Origin of the sequence: Paenirhizobium daejeonense (assembly GCF_014280875.1) — a bacterium.
In the GTDB taxonomy this organism is placed as follows: domain Bacteria; phylum Pseudomonadota; class Alphaproteobacteria; order Rhizobiales; family Rhizobiaceae; genus Allorhizobium; species Allorhizobium daejeonense.
Window position 1 is genome coordinate 129162 of sequence record NZ_JACLAL010000006.1, and the last position, 16514, is coordinate 145675.

Below are 16514 nucleotides of genomic sequence, written 5' to 3' on the forward strand. Positions count from 1 at the left end.
TGCGTCCGGAATTGCGGCAAGGCGAAGAGCTGGAGCATTGCGGGCGATTCTATTTTCGCCGGAAAGACTCCCTGCCCGAGGACGCCCGAGCGAACCGTAATGCCAAGGAAAACCGCCGGACGACAGGGTCGACCGGCGGTTCGTGTTCAATAAGGCAAGCCCGATCAGGCTGCGAGATCGCGAAGAACGGTCTGCAGGATGCCGCCGTTCTCCATGTAGGTGACCTCGTCGAGCGTATCGATGCGGCAAAGCAGCGGAACCTCCTTCACCGAACCATCGGCATAGGTGATCCTGGCGATCTTGGTTTCGCGCGGCTTGATGTCGCCTTCGAGGCCCTCGATGGTGACGGTTTCGTCGCCCTTGAGGTTGAGCGAAGCCCAGGTGGTGCCGTCTTCGAAGGTGAAGGGAACGACACCCATGCCGACCAGGTTCGAGCGGTGGATACGCTCGAAGGACTGGGCGATCACAGCCTTGACGCCGAGTAGGTTGGTGCCCTTCGCGGCCCAGTCGCGGGACGAGCCGTTGCCGTATTCGACGCCGGCGAAGATGACGAGCGGAACGCCCTCTTCCTTGTACTTCATGGCGGCGTCGTAAATCGACATCTCTTCCTTTGACGGATAGTGGATGGTGTAGCCACCTTCCTTGCCGTTCGGGCCGAGCATGTGGTTGCGGATGCGGATGTTGGCGAAGGTGCCGCGCATCATGACTTCATGATTGCCACGGCGCGTGCCGTACTGGTTGAAGTCCGCGACCTGAACGCCATTGTCGATCAGGTATGCGCCTGCGGGAGACGCCGCCTTGATCGAACCGGCCGGGGAGATGTGGTCGGTGGTGATCTTGTCGCCGAAGAGACCGAGGACGCGGGCGCCCTTGATGTTCTTCAGGCCGCTGCCGGTCTTGCCCATGCCCACGAAGTAGGGCGGGTTCTGGACATATGTCGACTTGTCGTCCCAGGCATAGGTCTGGCCTTCAGGAACCTGCACAGCCTGCCAGTTGGCATCGCCCTTGAACACGTCGGCGTACTTCGTTTCGTAAAGTTCGCGGGTGACGTATTTCTGGATGAAGGACTGGACTTCCTGCGAGGTCGGCCAGATGTCCTTGAGGTAGACCGGCTTGCCGTCCCTGTCTTCGCCAATCGGCTCCTTCGTCAGGTCCTTCTGCACCGTGCCGGCGAGCGCATAGGCAACGACGAGCGGCGGCGAGGCGAGGTAGTTCGCCTGAACGTCCGGCGAGATACGGCCTTCGAAGTTGCGGTTACCCGACAGCACGCCCGCGGTGATCAGGCCCTTGTCGTTGATCGTCTTCGAGATCGGGGCCGGCAGCGGTCCGGAATTACCGATGCAGGTGGTGCAGCCGAAGCCGACCAGGTTGAAGCCGAGCGCGTCGAGTTCCGTCTGCAGACCGGACTTCTCGAGATATTCGGCGACAACCTGCGATCCCGGTGCCAGCGAGGTCTTGACCCACGGCTTCGTCTTCAGGCCCTTTGCCACCGCATTGCGGGCGAGAAGGCCGGCGGCGATCAGCACGCTCGGATTAGAAGTGTTTGTGCAGGAGGTGATGGCGGCAATCGCCACATCGCCATGGCCGATGTCGAAGTTTGCGCCTTCGACCGGATAGCGCGTCGAAAGCTGGCCGGGCTTCTTATAGTCGGTTTCGAGGGCCGTTGCGAAGTTCGGCGCAATGGTTTCGAGCGGCAGGCGGCCTTCCGGACGCTTCGGACCGGCCATTGAGGGCACCACGTCGCCAAGGTCCAGTTCGAGCGTGTCGGTAAAGACGAGGTCGGATCCGTCGCCGTGACGCCACATGCCCTGCGCCTTCGAATAGGCCTCGACCAGGGCGATCCGGTCCTTGGAGCGGCCGGACATGGTCAGGTAATTGATGGTCTCACCATCGACCGGGAAGAAGCCGCAGGTCGCACCGTATTCCGGGCCCATATTGCCGATGGTGGCGCGGTCGGCGAGCGGCATATTGTCCATGCCCGGGCCGAAGAATTCCACGAACTTGGAAACCACGCCCTTCTTGCGCAGCATCTGCACGACGGTCAGCACGAGGTCGGTCGCGGTCACGCCTTCCTTGAGCTTGCCGGTCAGCTTGAAGCCTATGACCTCAGGCAAGAGCATGGAAACCGGCTGGCCGAGCATGGCGGCTTCGGCTTCGATGCCGCCCACACCCCAGCCGAGAACGCCCAGGCCGTTGATCATGGTGGTGTGGCTGTCGGTTCCGACGCAGGTGTCGGGGTAGGCGATGGTTTCGCCGTCTTCTTCCTTCGTCCAGACGGTCTGGCCGAGATATTCGAGGTTTACCTGATGACAGATGCCGGTGCCGGGCGGAACCACGCGGAAGTTCTTGAACGCCTGCTGGCCCCACTTCAGGAAGCGGTAGCGCTCGCCGTTGCGCTGGTATTCCAGATCCACGTTGCGGGCAAAGGCCTGGGGGGTGCCGAATTCGTCAACGATAACCGAGTGGTCGATGACGAGGTCGACCGGAACCAGCGGGTTGATCTTTTCAGGATCTCCGCCGAGCGACTTGATACCGTCACGCATGGCGGCGAGATCGACCACCGCCGGAACGCCAGTGAAGTCCTGCATCAGCACGCGGGCTGGGCGATAGGCGATTTCGGCTTCCTTCAGGCCCTTGTTCACCAGCCATGCGGCAACGGCCTCAATGTCGGCCTTGGTGACAGAACGGCCATCTTCGTTGCGCAGCAGGTTCTCAAGCAGAACCTTCATTGAATAGGGAAGCCTGGAAATGCCGGCAAGACCGGCGGCCTCTGCCTTTGGCAGGCTGTAATAGACGTAATCCTTGCCGTCGACGGTCAGCGTCGAACGACAATTAAAGCTGTCAATGGATTTAGACACGGATAGAAACCCCGCATATTCTGATAGCCTACACATACGTGCGGACGCCTATGCACTCATGCACATCAGGATGCGGGTACGACCATTTCCGCTGTCCGCCCGTGAAAATTGCCCTTAGCAATCATCAAGTTCGGCGCAAGGATGAAGTTCACGCCGGCCGCTGGCGTGGTTGAAACTCATATAGATAATTTCTAAGAAAGCTGCCAGACCAAACAATGGCGAATTGAGACAATTTTTTCGACAGGCGACCGGTATGGTTGCCGGAAAGCGAACGGGGATGCGGCTCACTGCCGAAAAGCTCGCCGCCAGGCGTGGCGAAGACCTGATTTTTTTCGATATTTCCTTTGAATTGCACGCTGGCGAGGCGATGGTCCTGACCGGTCGCAACGGTTCGGGCAAATCGACGCTGCTGAGGGTGGTTGCGGGACTTCTGAGGCCTGACCGCGGCAAGGTCGAATTCCGGTTCCGTGATGGCGAAGAATCGCGGCCGGCGCACGAGGTGAGCCAATATCTCGGCCATCGCAACGCCATGAAGCAGGAGCTTACCGTTCGCGAGAACCTTGTTTTCTGGCGGGACTTTCTCGGCGATGCCGAGGGAGAAAGGGGCCTTTCCGTCGAAGAGGCGGCGGAAGCCGTCGGCCTCGGCAGCATCACGCATCTTCCCTATGGTTATCTCTCCGCCGGCCAGCAGCGACGCTTCGCGATGGCCAAGCTGATCGTCGCCTACCGCCCGGTCTGGATCCTCGACGAGCCGACGGCGGCGCTCGACACCAGCGCCGACGAGATGTTCGCAGGCCTCGTCCACGCCCATCTCGCCAGGGGCGGCATCGCGATCGCCGCCACTCACCAGCCGCTTGGTCTCAGGGGCGCGAAGACGCTGGTGATGAGGGGTTTCGAGTATCATGAGGCGGAGGAGGTGCTGTGATGTGGCTTGCTCGCGGTCCGTTGTTCGGCCTTTTTTTGCCAATGCTCTTCATCCGCCTGCCGGTGCTGCAACGTCTCCGCTTTCCTCTCCCCGCTTGCGGGGAGAGGGTGAGGGGCAATTTCCAAGGTGTTTCCGCATGATCGCCCTCTTCTTCCGCGACCTCAAACTCTCGGTGCGGGCGGGAGGCGGCGCACTGATCGGCGTCCTGTTCTTTATGACGGTCGTTGCCGTCATCCCGTTCGGGGTCGGTCCTGATCTCAACCTCCTGTCGCGTATCGGGCCGGCCATCGTCTGGATCGGGGCCTTGCTTGCAGCCCTTCTCGGGCTCGACCGGCTGTTCCAGGCGGATCGCGACGACGGGTCGCTCGATCTGGTCCTGATGCAGGAGACGCCGCTGGTCCTGACCGTCTTCGTCAAATGCCTCGCGCACTGGACTGCCACGAGCCTGCCGCTGGTCATTGCCTCGCCGCTGCTTGGCCTGTTCATGAACATGGACGAGGTGGCGATCGGCGCGGTGATGCTGACGCTTCTGGTCGGATCACCGGCGATCACTTTCATTGGAGCGGCCGGCGCTGCGGTTGCCGTCGCATTGCCCCGCGGCGGACTTCTGGTATCCATTCTGGTGCTGCCGCTGGCCATTCCGGTGCTGATCTTCGGGGTTAGCGCTTCCTATGCGGCGGTGCAGGAGCCGGCCCCATTTATGCCGCCCTTCCTGTTTCTGATTGCGATCACGCTGTTCTTCGCGGTGATCGGTCCGCTTGCCGCCGCACTGGCGCTGCGCAACGCGTCCGATTGACCCGGATCAATTGCAGACGACCCTCTCTCAGGTTAGAAGCATTCCATGAACGACACGAGCCTTGCCATTTCGAAGTTCAGCGATCTCGCCAACCCGACCCGGTTTCTGGCGCTGGTAGCACGCGTCCTGCCGTGGTTCGCCTGTCTGACCGCTGCGCTCTTCGCCGTGGGGCTCTATCTGAGCTTCACGACCGAGGGCGATTACCAGCAGGGCGAGACCGTGCGCATCATGTATGTCCATGTGCCGGCGGCCTGGCTTTCGATGATGTGCTATTCTGTCATGGCGCTTTCGGCCATCGGCACGCTCGTCTGGCGCCATCCGCTGGCGGATGTCAGCCACAAGGCCGCAGCACCGCTGGGTGCGGCCTTCACTCTGATCGCGTTGATTACCGGCTCTCTTTGGGGCAAGCCGATGTGGGGCACCTGGTGGGTGTGGGATGCGCGTCTCACCTCCGTCTTCGTGCTGTTTTTGATGTATCTCGGCCTGATCGCGCTCAACCGGTCGATGGACGATGCCTCGAAGGCAGCCCGCGTCAGCTCCGTGCTGATCCTCGTCGGCTTCGTCAACATCCCGATCATCAAGTTTTCGGTCGAGTGGTGGAACACGCTGCACCAGCCGGCGTCGGTGATCCGGCTCGACGGGCCGACCATCGATCCGGAATTCCTCTGGCCCCTGCTGATCATGGCCGTAGCCTTCACCATGCTGTTCTTCACGCTGCATCTGATGGCCATGCGCAACGAGATCTGGCGCCGGCGCATAGCGACGCAGCGCCGAATGGCAGCCCGCATGGCGGGCCGGGAGGCTTCTCCATGAGCCACGCCTTTTACGTCTACCTGTCCTACGGAATTGCCGGCCTGATCATCCTGGCGCTGATCGGCTGGGTCTGGCTGGACGGCCGTGCCCGTCAGGCCGAACTCAAGGTGCTGGAAGCCTCCGGTATGCGCCGCCGCAGCGCCGCCGCCAAGGCTGAGGGTGCCGGCCAATGAGCGAGCCCGCCGTCGAGGAAGAAAAGCCCCGTAAGGGCATTGCCCGCTATGCGCTGGCGCTCGTTCCACTCGCGGTTTTTGCCGTCATCGCTGGCACGGCCGGCAAGATGCTCTATGAGCAGGACGTCAACGGCAAGAACGTTTCCGACATTCCGTCCGCTCTGATCGGCACAAGGGCACCGGTGCTGGATCTGCCCGCGCTCGAAGGCTCGAACACGGTGCCGCTGACGACGGCCGCCATCTCCGGCAAACTGACGCTGGTCAACGTCTTCGCCTCGTGGTGCGTACCGTGTCGGCAGGAGCATCCGATCCTCAAGGAACTGTCCAAGGATCCCCGGCTGAACGTGGTGGGTATCAACTACAAGGATAAAAACGAGAACGCCCTGCGTTTCCTCGGCGAACTCGGCAATCCCTATAAGGCGATCGGCGTTGATCCGAACGGCAAGGCGGCGATCGACTGGGGTGTCTACGGCATTCCGGAAAGCTATCTCGTCGCCGCCGACGGCACGATCATCTACAAGAAGGTTGGTCCTTTCGATCCGCAGTCGCTGGAGAATGGCCTTTTCCCAGCTATCGACAACGCACTCGCACGGCCTCAGGTCACGACGACGAAATGATGCGCAGGGCCGGCGCTTCGCCTGTCGGCCGTCCTTCCATGACCACCCTGTTTCGTCCGGCGCGCTTCGCCTCGTATAGGCAGGCGTCGGCGCTGGCGATCGCGGCATGAACCGAGTAGTCGCTCTTTGACTGTGCGGCAATGCCGAAGCTTGCTGTGATCCTGATGTCGAACCCGTCTCGTTCCCATGTCCGGGACGCAAAGCCCAGGCGCAGTTTCTCGGCCGCCTGATAGACCGCTGCCGGCGTTTCGCCGGGCAGGAAGGCGACGAATTCCTCGCCGCCGAACCGGGCGAGGATGGCGCCGCGAGGCATGAACTGGGTGAAGAGGGTGGCAAAGCCGGCAATCACGGTATCGCCGGCGGCGTGGCCGAGGCGGTCGTTGACCTGCTTGAAGTGGTCGATGTCGCCGATGAGGATGGTTCCTGCCGACCGGCCCGTCGGAATGGCGTTCATCGCCTGCTCGAAACCGCGGCGGTTGAGAAGGCCCGTCAGCGGATCGCGATGGGCGGCATATTGATAGCGCTGGATGAGATCGTCGACCAGCGTGCCAAGCACCGTCAGCGCCAGCAGGAAAGCGATCACTCCGGCGCCGAACTGCACGTAGAAGGCATAGGCAGAACCGAGGAAGGCGTCGAGGGTTCCCACATCGGAGGAGGAGGTCATCAGGATCAGGACGGCCACTCTCGTGAAGGTCTCAACCACGACGAGGCCAACCATGAAGACCAGCAGGCGGTCCATGGGACGTCGCGGAGCGCGGGCGACCTGAAGCACCGGCACGATCAGCAACAGGGCGATGCTGGTGTCGCCGAGGATCAGTTCGGCCCGCAGGTCCTCCTTGAGGATGATGATGGCGGCAATCGCTACGAGCGCGATGCCGGCGAAGGCATAACGCGCAGGGCGGTAATATCTTTCCCCAAAACGGGCGAGTAGTGCATCCCCGTAAAGACAGAAGGCCGCAAGAAACAAGGCGTTTGCAACAATGGCCTGGGCCTTGAAGGGCAGCACCTCCGGCGGCAGCAGCGGTATGGAAAAGCCGGCAGCCGCCGACAGATAGCCAAGGCCCCAGAAGGTCGCGGAACTTCCCGCCCACAGCCGCGCAGACAGGAAGATTGCCGCGAAGACCGTCATGAAGAACGGTAGGAGAAAGGCGAAATTGTCCGTCATGTCCATCTGCATCCCGAACCGGATCGATGGCCGGGCAAGCTTGCATACCCGACTGGCGAAGACCGGTTCGGCAAGAAAAGTCTCTGCCTTTCGGTTTCCGGCTTCAAATCTGGGATCGGGGCCGAAGCTTCATGCTCCCGCACCGTTCGTCAGGATCACCCTATCAACCGTTTCTTAATAAAGTCTGGACTTGACGTTTGTCAAAAATGCTAGCCTGCCTGCCATTGGCGGACCGCATCCACCGGCCAGACGAGCATCAGCACGTTGAGAGTGAGGTTGTCGCGGATCAGCCAGCCGGTGAAGAGCTCGAAGACGATGGCGATCACGACCGTCAGCCAGACCGGGGCGCGAGCGGCGAAGAGGAAGCCGAGCATCATCGCGACCGTATCCATCGCCGAATTCAGTACGCTGTCGCCGCTATAGCCGATGGCCATGGTCTCGCTGCGGTAGCGATTGATGATGATCGGGGAGTTTTCGAGGATCTCCCAGGCTGCCTCGATGATCACGGCCAGTGTCAGGCGGGCGCCGAACGAACCACGACGAAGCACCGCCCAGCCGAGCAGGTAGAACAGGAAGCCGTGGATGATGTGGGAGGGCGTGTACCAGTCGGCGATGTGCTGGGAATTGCCTGACGTGTTGACGCCGGGTTCGAACAGCTTGATGTAGCCGCATTCACAGATCGGTACCCGGCCCATGGCGAGGAGCGTGGCGATCTGCGCCAGAAGCAGCAGGCCGACAACGATCAGCCAGAAGCGGGCGGAGCTTTTGCGTATATCGAGATTGCCGGCGCCGGTTGTCATTTCGTCTTTCCTTCCGCGTCCTGCTCGACGCTGTGGCGCATGATCAGCGGCATCTGGGCGAGGGTGAAGAGAATGGTGATCGGCATGGTGCCCCAGACCTTGAAGTTCACCCAGACATCGTCGGAGAAATTGCGCCAGACGGCTTCGTTGATGACGGCGAGGAACAGGAAGAAGACGCCCCAGCGCAGGGTGAGTTTCTTCCAGCCTTCCTCATCGAGCTGGAAGGCGGCGTTGAAGACGTAGCCGAGCAGCGACTTGCCGAACAACAGGCCGCAAAGCAGCACCACGCCGAACAGCGTGTTGACGATGGTCGGCTTCATCTTGATGAAGGTCTCGTCCTGCAGCCAGATCGACAGCGAGCCGAAGACCATGACCACCACGCCCGAGACGAAGGGCATGATCGGCAGGTGCTTGAAGACAATCTTGGAAACGATCAGCGAAGCAATCGTCGCGGCCATGAAGAGGGCGGTCGCGATCAAAAGCGGTCCACCGACCGCAGTCAGCGCCGGGAAGGTTTTCGCCAGCCATTCGCCGCGCAGGTTGCCGAAGAAGAAGACAAGCAGCGGTCCGAGTTCGAGCGCCATCTTGAGAAGCGGATGATGGCGCTCCTCGGATGTCGGCTTGGTATCGCTTTCGAAATTGTTCATGGAAGATATCCGTTTGAAATCCCTTGGCTCCGGCACTCGAGCGCGCCGTCAGCGGGCGATGCCGGCGATGGCGCTGGCGAAATCCTCGGCCTCGAAGGGCTCGAGATCGTCGACGCCTTCGCCGACCCCGATGAAGTAGACCGGCAGCTTGTGCTTGGCCGCGATGGCGACGAGGATGCCGCCGCGGGCGGTGCCGTCGAGCTTGGTCATGATGAGGCCGTTGACGCCCGCCACGTTGCGGAAGATCTCCACCTGGTTCATGGCGTTCTGGCCGGTGGTGGCGTCGAGCGTCTGGAGAACGGTGTGCGGCGCTTCCGGGTCGAGCTTGCCGAGAACGCGCACGATCTTTTCGAGCTCTGCCATCAGCTCGGCCTTGTTCTGCAGCCGGCCGGCGGTGTCGATGATCAGCACGTCGCTCTTCTCGGCTTTTGCCTTTTCGAAGGCGTCGTAGGCGAGGCCAGCGGCATCGGCACCGAGCTTGGTGCCGATGAAGGTCGAGCCGGTGCGGTCCGCCCAGATCTTCAGCTGTTCGATCGCGGCTGCGCGGAAGGTGTCGCCAGCGGCGAGCATGACCTTGAGGCCGGAGCCGGAAAGCTTGGCGGCGAGCTTGCCGATGGTGGTGGTCTTGCCGGTGCCGTTGACGCCGACCACGAGGATGACATGCGGCTTGTGGCTGAGATCGAGCGCCAGCGGCTTTGCCACGGGCTTCAGCACCTTGGTTATTTCGGCCGCCATGATGCGGGCGACATCCTCGCCGCTGACATCCTTGCCGTAGCGCTCGGATGACAGCGCGCCGGTGATGCGCATGGCAGTCTCGACGCCGAGATCCGCCTGGATCAGCAGGTCTTCAAGTTCGTCGAGCGTATCCTCGTCCAGCTTGCGCTTGGTGAAGAGGGCGGCGATTTGCCCGGTCAGCTGCGAGGAGGTGCGGAAGAGGCCCGCCTTCAGGCGCTGGAACCAGGTGAGTTTTTCCTTCGGCGCTTCCGTTTCCGGCTCGGGCGTTGTCTCCACCGTGGCGAAGCCCCTGGGAAGCGCCACCGGCCCTTCCTTTTCCGGAGCGATGTCCTCCTGCGATGCGATTTCCCCGTGGGAAACGTCGGCAGGCTGTTCGGGCTGCGTGTGGAAGACGGCCTCTGCTTCCTGCGGGACCTCGGGAACGGCGGGCGGTTCCTGGGGTGCGGAGGCCTGTTCTTCCTCGACCGTTTCGTCCGGCGACGGGCCACCGGCGGTTTCGACCACTTCGGGCAGCACCGGTTCGGCGGCGATGACGGTTTCTTCCGGCGTCGCTTCGGTTTCGGCCTTTTCGGCGGCTTCAATCAGGCTTGCGAAATCCTCGCCCTCCGGCGGCTTTTCGCTTGCCGGCTTCTCCTTGCCGAAGGTGAAGACTTTCTTGATGAAGCCGAGCGCCATGAAGCTTTCCGTTCTGTCTTTCCGTTCGATCAGCCCGTTTGACCGGTTTTCCCGATCAGGCGGCCGAGGCTGAGGCCGGTTGAATGTCGAGGTGGCGGCCATTGTGGCCGGTGATCGTGACCGTCACAAGGTCGCGCGGCTGGAAGCCGGGCGTGGCAACGAGCGCGAAGTTTTCCGTATGGGCCATGCCGCTCATTTCCACAAGCACCGTCTGTCGTGTGCCGACCATTGCGGCGAGGTGGCGGGCCTGAAGCTTCTCCGCCGTTTCGCGCAGCCGGGCGGCGCGCTCCTTGACGAGACGGCGGTCGAGCTGCGGCATGCGGGCGGCGGGCGTGTCGGGACGCGGGCTGTAGGGAAAGACGTGAAGCTGGGAAATCCCGATCTCTTCCGCAAGGCGGGCGGAATTTGCAGCCATTTCCTCGGTTTCGGTCGGGAAGCCGGCGATCATATCGGCTCCGAAACTCATGCCGGGGCGCAATTGTTTCACGTGCGACACGAATTTCAGCGCGTCGGCGCGGCTGTGACGCCGTTTCATCCGCTTGAGGATCAGGTCGTCGCCATGCTGCAGCGAGAGGTGCAGGTGCGGCATGAAGCGCGGCTCCTCGGCGATCAGGTCGAGGAGGTGCCGGTCGACCTCGATGCTGTCGATAGAGGAGAGCCTGAGTCTGAGAATCTCCGGCACCTGCTTCAGGAGCGTTTTGGCGAGCAGGCCGAGTGTCGGCTCCCCCGGCAGATCGGCGCCGTAGGAGGTGGCATCGACACCGGTCAGCACCACTTCGCGGTAGCCGTTTTCGGCCAGCTTGCGGGCCTGTTCGACCACCGCGCCCATCGGCACGGACCGCGAATTGCCGCGGCCGAAGGGGATGATGCAGAAGGTGCAGCGGTGGTCGCAGCCATTCTGCACCTGAATGAAGCCGCGGACATGACCGTCGAGATGGCCGACCATCTGCGGGGCGGTCTCGGTCACACTCATGATGTCGTTGACGCGAACCTTCTCCTCGGAGGAAATGCCGAAATCGGGCAGGGCGCGATAGCTTTCGGAGCGCAGCTTTTCCTCGTTGCCGAGCACGGCGTCGACTTCCGGCATGGCGGCAAAGCCCGCCGCGTCGGTCTGGGCGGCGCAGCCGGTGACGATGATGCGGATTTCCGGATTTTCGCGCCGTGCCTTGCGGATCGCCTGACGAGCCTGCCGCACCGCCTCGCCGGTGACAGCGCAGGTGTTGAACAGGATTGCGCCGTTCAGCCCCGCTTTCGTGGCCTCCGCCTTCATCACCTCGGATTCATAGGTGTTGAGCCGACAGCCGAAGGTGACGACGTCGATGCCGCCCTGTCCGTCCGCGCTCGAAGCGTCGCGGCTCACCTTGCCGAGGCCCCGGCTTCCGCGTCGCGCTCGAAGGAGCCGGTTACCGGATCGAGATGGCCGGACCATTCCCATTCGGCGGGGCCCGTCATGACGACGTGATCGTCGCGCTCGCGCCATTCGATCACGAGGGGCTGGCGGCTGGGGCTGGACGCAACGTCGATTGTCACCTTGCGGCCGGTCCGTCCGGTGCGCGCGGCCGAGACGCCGGCGGCGCAGGCGGCGGAACCGCAGGCGAGCGTCAGGCCCGCGCCGCGCTCCCATGTGCGGGTGCGCAGGCGATCCCTGCCGGTGACCTGGGCGAGCGTGATGTTCGCCTTTTCGGGAAACATCGGATGGTTTTCGAGCAGCGGTCCGAAGCGGGCGAGATCGAAGGACATGGGATCGCGGTCGACCCAGAAGATCGCATGCGGATTGCCCATGGAGGCGACGGAGGGCGAATGCAGGACCGGATCGTCGATCGGACCGATCTGCAGTTCGATGCGGCTGGTGTCGTGGAATTCTTCCGACAGCGGAATGCGGTTCCATTCGAACACCGGCTTGCCCATGTCGACGGAAATCATGCCGTCCTCATGTTCCACGGCGTTGAGGATGCCGGCGACGGTCTGGAAGGTGAAGGCCTTGCGGCCGGTTTCGGCGGCAAGCGCCTGCACGACGCAGCGCGTGCCGTTGCCGCAGGCCTGCGCCCTGGAACCGTCGCAGTTGATGATGTCGATATAGGCGTCGGTGCCGTCGATCTTCGGATCGTGGATCGCCATGATCTGGTCGAAGCTGGTCTCGGCTTCGCCGGCAAGGGCGACGGCTGCCTCCGGAGTTACCCGGTCGCCACGGCCGCGCATGTCGACGACGAGGATCTTGTTGCCAAGCCCGTTCATCTTCGCGAATTCGACCGTTGCTGCCATCGTGTCTTTCCTGAAAGTCATTCCTTGCGCTAGAGCGCTGTTCGATCTGATTGAATCAGATCGGCACTCTAAGCCCTTTCTGTTTGAAGCATAATCTTATCGATCCTCGTTTCACTCCGGTCGGATTATGCTCCATTGCCGTCTATATGGCGGAAAAGGGCGGAAATTACCAGTGCACCTCCCGTTACACGAGCGAATGCGCCGCGCGGACCTTCCGGTCGCGTGGTTGGGGTCACTTCGGTTCCCCTTTCCGGCCATCCGGCCAAGGGATCGGTCGGGGCGCTGGAAGCTGCCTCGTAAAGTAAAAATAAGTGACACCTTCCGGCGCCCCGTTCGGTGTGTTTTTCCGGACGAACTCGGTCTCTCTGCGCGGATGACGGCACCTTTCCAGGGTTGCGCTCGCGAACATTTTCGTTCGTGACGCCACGAAAGGCCGTTTTGGCGGCCAGTCGCCGGTCCAGTCATGTGTGCCCTGCAGGCACGCCCCGCCCTGTTTCAGGCGAGAGGGAGACCATTCTCATCCAGCCCCCGGAACCTGTTCCGCGTTTCGAACAGACCACCGGATCACCGGTCCCGCCTCGCCGGCAACGCAAACCGGTGTAACCGCGACGGGACGGATGGATTGTAGGCACGGACGCAAGGGGCGGGGATTTTGCGGGAAAACGGGGAAGAAAGTGGACACTGCGAAACGAGGTGAAGCCTGCCCCTCATCCCCCTGCCGGGACCTTCTCCCCGCAAGCGGGAAGAAGGGTGACAGAGGGGCAAAGCCGGGCGAAGCGGGCGAACGGTTTATGCCTTTGGCATGTAGAGATCGCCGCCGTCGCGGTATTTCGCGGCCATGGCTTCCATGCCTTCCTTCTGGGCCTCCGCCCGGATGTCGTGGGAAATCCGCATGGAGCAGAATTTCGGGCCGCACATGGAGCAGAAATGGGCGACCTTGTGGGCCTCCTTCGGCAGGGTCTCGTCATGCATCGAGCGGGCGGTATCGGGATCGAGTGACAGGTTGAACTGGTCTTCCCAGCGGAACTCGAAGCGGGCGCGCGACAGCGCGTCGTCACGGATCCTTGCCGCCGGATGTCCCTTGGCGAGATCGGCGGCGTGGGCGGCGATCTTGTAGGTGATGACGCCCACCTTCACATCGTTTCGGTCGGGAAGGCCGAGATGCTCCTTCGGCGTGACGTAGCAGAGCATGGCCGTACCGAACCAGCCGATCATCGCCGCGCCGATGCCCGATGTGATGTGGTCGTAACCCGGCGCGATGTCGGTGGTCAGCGGCCCGAGCGTGTAGAACGGGGCCTCGCCGCAGACTTTCAGCTGCTTGTCCATGTTCTCCCTGATCTTGTGCATGGGAACATGGCCTGGACCCTCGATCATCACCTGGCAGTCCTTCGCCCAGGCGATCTTCGTCAGTTCGCCCAGCGTTTCGAGTTCGGCGAACTGCGCGCGGTCATTGGCATCGGCGATCGAGCCGGGGCGCAGGCCGTCACCCAGCGAGAAGGATACGTCATAGGCGCGGGCAATATCGCAGATCTCCTCGAAATGCTCGTAGAGGAAGCTCTCCCGGTGATGATGCAGACACCACTTGGCCATGATGGAGCCGCCACGCGAAACGATGCCGGTGACGCGGTCGATGGTGAGCGGGATATAGGCGAGGCGCACGCCGGCATGGATGGTGAAATAGTCGACGCCCTGTTCTGCCTGCTCGATGAGCGTATCGCGATAGACCTCCCAGCTCAGGTTTTCGGCGATGCCGCCGACCTTTTCCAGCGCCTGATAGAGCGGCACCGTGCCGATCGGCACGGGCGCATTTCTCACGATCCAGTCGCGGATGTTATGGATGTTGCGGCCGGTGGAGAGATCCATCACCGTGTCGGCGCCCCAGCGGATCGCCCAGACCATCTTCTCCACTTCCTCGGCCATCGACGAGGTGACGGCGGAATTGCCGATATTGGCGTTGATCTTCACGAGGAAATTGCGGCCGATCGCCATCGGCTCGCTTTCCGGGTGGTTGATGTTGGCGGGGATGATGGCGCGGCCGGAGGCCACTTCCTGACGGACGAATTCGGGGGTGACGAAGTCGGGAATATGGGCGCCGAAGCTTTCGCCGTCGCGGGGCGTGGGGAGGGAAGCATCCCTCATCGCCTTGCGACCGAGATTTTCGCGGATGGCGACGAACTCCATCTCCGGCGTGACGATGCCGGCGCGGGCATAGGCGAGCTGGGTGACGGCCTTGCCGTCTCTGGCGCGCAGCGGCGCATGGCGGAGCGGAAATTCAGGTGTCAGCTTTTCGGGCGAGACGAAACCGTTGTCCTCCGGCTTCACGATGCGTCCTTCATAGGTCTCGACGTCGCCGCGGGCCGCGATCCATTCGGCCCTGAGACGCGCGAGGCCTCGGTCGATGGCGATGTCGCAAGCGGGGTCGGTGTAAGGGCCGGAGGTGTCGTAGACGTTAACCGGTGGTTCTCCGGCGGTCGGGTGGACGGCGATCTGGCGCATGGGGACGCGGATTGCCGGGTGGATCTCGCCGGGAATGTAGATCCGGGTCGAGGCGGGAAGAGGGTCCGTGGTGATTTCGGGTTTTACGATCTGCGGGGCGATATTCATCGTGGAGCTCCAAGGTTTGATGTTGGAGACCCAGTCATGTCAGCCGGAATGATGGAATGCGCCCTGCGGATCCCTTTCCGGATCCGTCTTCGCCCGAGCCGTTCCGAATAAACCCAGGGGCTTCTTGTTCGGAATCGATCTGGCAGCGCTCGCACCGTCCCTACGCCAGTATGAACTGGATCAGGTTCAACGGGTCACCGCGCTGCCATCTGTCATGTTGGATGGCCCAGCGGAATCTCAGCCCCTTGTCGGGACACCCCTGGTGAATTCGATGATTTTCGAAAATTCCGGCGCGCCTGTCAACGGCCGGAGGAAAGAGTTCACGCCACGGGCGGCACGTCGAAGGCTTCGCCGGCACGCAAGGGACGGAAGCGTTGCGGCTCCACGCCCTCAGCGGCAAGGGCTTGCGACAGGTGTTCCACCGGCGCTTCGATGGCCTCATCGGTGAGCTGGAAGGTGCCGAAATGGTGGCCGACGGCATAGGCCGCGTTGCAGAGCCGCATGCCGGCGACGGCTTCCTCGGGGTTCTGGTGCTGCCCCTTCATGAACCAGCGCGGCTCGTAGGCGCCGATCGGCAGCACGGCGAGGCGGAAGGCGCCGTGTTTTGCGGCGGCGGCCTTGTAGTTGATGCCGTCGTGAAAGCCGGTGTCGCCGATATGGTAGACCTTGCCGGCCGGTGTCGAGATGACGAAGGCGGCCCAGAGCGCCATGCGTCGGTCGTTCATGCCGCGCGCCGACCAGTGATGGCAGGGTTCCGCATCGATGGAAACGCCGTCGGAAAGCGCGATGCGGTCGCCCCAGTCCATGACCGAAATCACGGCCTCGGGCATGGCCTTGCGGATCAGCGGGTCGTTGCCGAGGGGGGTGACGACCTGCGGTGCATGACGCTTGCCGAGGCGGGAAAGCGTTTGAAGATCGAGATGGTCGTAGTGATTGTGGGTGACGATCACGAGGTCTATCGGCGGCAGAGCCTCGAAGGGGATGCCCGGTTCGATGACCCGTTTCGGCCCGGCGAAGGAAAAGGGGCTGGCGCGTTCCGACCAGACGGGATCGGTGAGGATGTTGAGGCCGGCGACCTGGATCAGCAGGCTGGCATGGCCGATCATGGTGACGCGCAGGCCGTCGCCGCCGATGCGTTCGGCAGGCGCTGCCGGCTGCGACGGGCGTTCGACCCGCTTCGGCCAGCGGGCGCGCTCGCCGTTGGTCCGCCATTTCCAGAGATCGCGGAGATTGCCGGGTTCCACACCTTCCGGGTTGAAGAAGCGGATGCCGTCGAAATGATCGGTGACGGGGCCTGAATAATAGGGATTGGCCGGTTTTCTCGCCATGGTGCCTTGCCGTTGTCGATGAAGACATGCATCTGGGAACGGGGTGGCCGGTTTGGAAGAGGCATTGCGCAAAATGCCCGCTTTTGCGTCCATTTCCCGGCAAGCCTTGACTTTCC

General features: G+C 62.6%; 14 protein-coding genes and 1 riboswitch. Of the genes, 5 read left to right on the forward strand and 9 right to left on the reverse strand.

Annotated features, from left to right (window positions below):
• Positions 1–164: 164 nt before the first annotated feature.
• Positions 165–2858 (reverse strand): aconitate hydratase AcnA, encoded by a 2694-nt coding sequence (acnA, locus tag H4I99_RS15795; RefSeq protein ID WP_163902327.1) that lies wholly within the window; start codon positions 2856–2858, stop codon positions 165–167.
• A gap of 277 nt (positions 2859–3135) precedes the next feature.
• Here acnA and ccmA point away from each other — a divergent pair, with 277 nt between their 5' ends.
• The 5 genes from ccmA to H4I99_RS15820 all read left to right on the forward strand — a co-directional run bounded on the left by ccmA (position 3136) and on the right by H4I99_RS15820 (position 6182).
• Positions 3136–3783, forward strand: coding sequence for a heme ABC exporter ATP-binding protein CcmA (gene ccmA, locus H4I99_RS15800; protein WP_163902325.1), 648 nt, complete (start codon positions 3136–3138; stop codon positions 3781–3783).
• Between the two features lie 136 nt (positions 3784–3919).
• Positions 3920–4579 carry a heme exporter protein CcmB gene (gene ccmB, locus H4I99_RS15805; RefSeq protein WP_163902323.1) on the forward strand — a complete coding sequence of 220 codons (660 nt, stop codon included), beginning with the start codon at positions 3920–3922 and terminating at the stop codon, positions 4577–4579.
• A 45-nt stretch (positions 4580–4624) separates the two neighbouring features.
• Positions 4625–5392 carry a heme ABC transporter permease gene (locus H4I99_RS15810; RefSeq protein ID WP_163902321.1) on the forward strand — a complete coding sequence of 256 codons (768 nt, stop codon included), beginning with the start codon at positions 4625–4627 and terminating at the stop codon, positions 5390–5392.
• Positions 5389–5565, forward strand: coding sequence for a heme exporter protein CcmD (ccmD, locus tag H4I99_RS15815; protein WP_163902319.1), 177 nt, complete (start codon positions 5389–5391; stop codon positions 5563–5565). Before H4I99_RS15810 ends, ccmD begins: the two co-directional genes overlap by 4 nt.
• On the forward strand, positions 5562–6182 hold the full coding sequence (locus tag H4I99_RS15820) for a DsbE family thiol:disulfide interchange protein (RefSeq protein WP_163902317.1): 621 nt from the start codon (positions 5562–5564) through the stop codon (positions 6180–6182). The genes ccmD and H4I99_RS15820 overlap by 4 nt, the downstream gene beginning before the upstream one ends.
• On the opposite strand, the gene H4I99_RS15825 is transcribed toward H4I99_RS15820, so the two are convergent.
• The 8 genes from H4I99_RS15825 to H4I99_RS15860 all read right to left on the reverse strand — a co-directional run bounded on the left by H4I99_RS15825 (position 6166) and on the right by H4I99_RS15860 (position 16398).
• Positions 6166–7347 (reverse strand): GGDEF domain-containing protein, encoded by a 1182-nt coding sequence (locus H4I99_RS15825; protein ID WP_244625122.1) that lies wholly within the window; start codon positions 7345–7347, stop codon positions 6166–6168. The genes H4I99_RS15820 and H4I99_RS15825 overlap by 17 nt on opposite strands.
• 209 nt (positions 7348–7556) lie before the next feature.
• Positions 7557–8147: a DUF2585 domain-containing protein gene (locus tag H4I99_RS15830; RefSeq protein ID WP_163902313.1), complete on the reverse strand. Its 591-nt coding sequence runs from the start codon at positions 8145–8147 to the stop codon at positions 7557–7559.
• Positions 8144–8794, reverse strand: a complete 651-nt coding sequence (locus tag H4I99_RS15835) for a septation protein A (protein ID WP_163902311.1) — start codon at positions 8792–8794, stop codon at positions 8144–8146. Before H4I99_RS15835 ends, H4I99_RS15830 begins: the two co-directional genes overlap by 4 nt.
• 48 nt (positions 8795–8842) lie before the next feature.
• Complete coding sequence (ftsY, locus tag H4I99_RS15840; RefSeq protein WP_163902309.1) at positions 8843–10204, reverse strand: signal recognition particle-docking protein FtsY; 1362 nt, start codon at positions 10202–10204, stop codon at positions 8843–8845.
• Positions 10205–10259: 55 nt separating this feature from the next.
• Positions 10260–11639 (reverse strand): tRNA (N(6)-L-threonylcarbamoyladenosine(37)-C(2))-methylthiotransferase MtaB, encoded by a 1380-nt coding sequence (gene mtaB / locus H4I99_RS15845; protein WP_186663341.1) that lies wholly within the window; start codon positions 11637–11639, stop codon positions 10260–10262.
• Positions 11561–12466 carry a diaminopimelate epimerase gene (gene dapF, locus H4I99_RS15850; RefSeq protein WP_163902305.1) on the reverse strand — a complete coding sequence of 302 codons (906 nt, stop codon included), beginning with the start codon at positions 12464–12466 and terminating at the stop codon, positions 11561–11563. Before dapF ends, mtaB begins: the two co-directional genes overlap by 79 nt.
• A 789-nt stretch (positions 12467–13255) precedes the next feature.
• On the reverse strand, positions 13256–15070 hold the full coding sequence (thiC, locus tag H4I99_RS15855) for a phosphomethylpyrimidine synthase ThiC (RefSeq protein ID WP_163902303.1): 1815 nt from the start codon (positions 15068–15070) through the stop codon (positions 13256–13258).
• A 139-nt stretch (positions 15071–15209) separates the two neighbouring features.
• Positions 15210–15341, reverse strand: a riboswitch (TPP riboswitch).
• 49 nt (positions 15342–15390) lie between these two features.
• Positions 15391–16398: an MBL fold metallo-hydrolase gene (locus H4I99_RS15860; protein WP_163902302.1), complete on the reverse strand. Its 1008-nt coding sequence runs from the start codon at positions 16396–16398 to the stop codon at positions 15391–15393.
• Positions 16399–16514 lie beyond the last annotated feature (116 nt).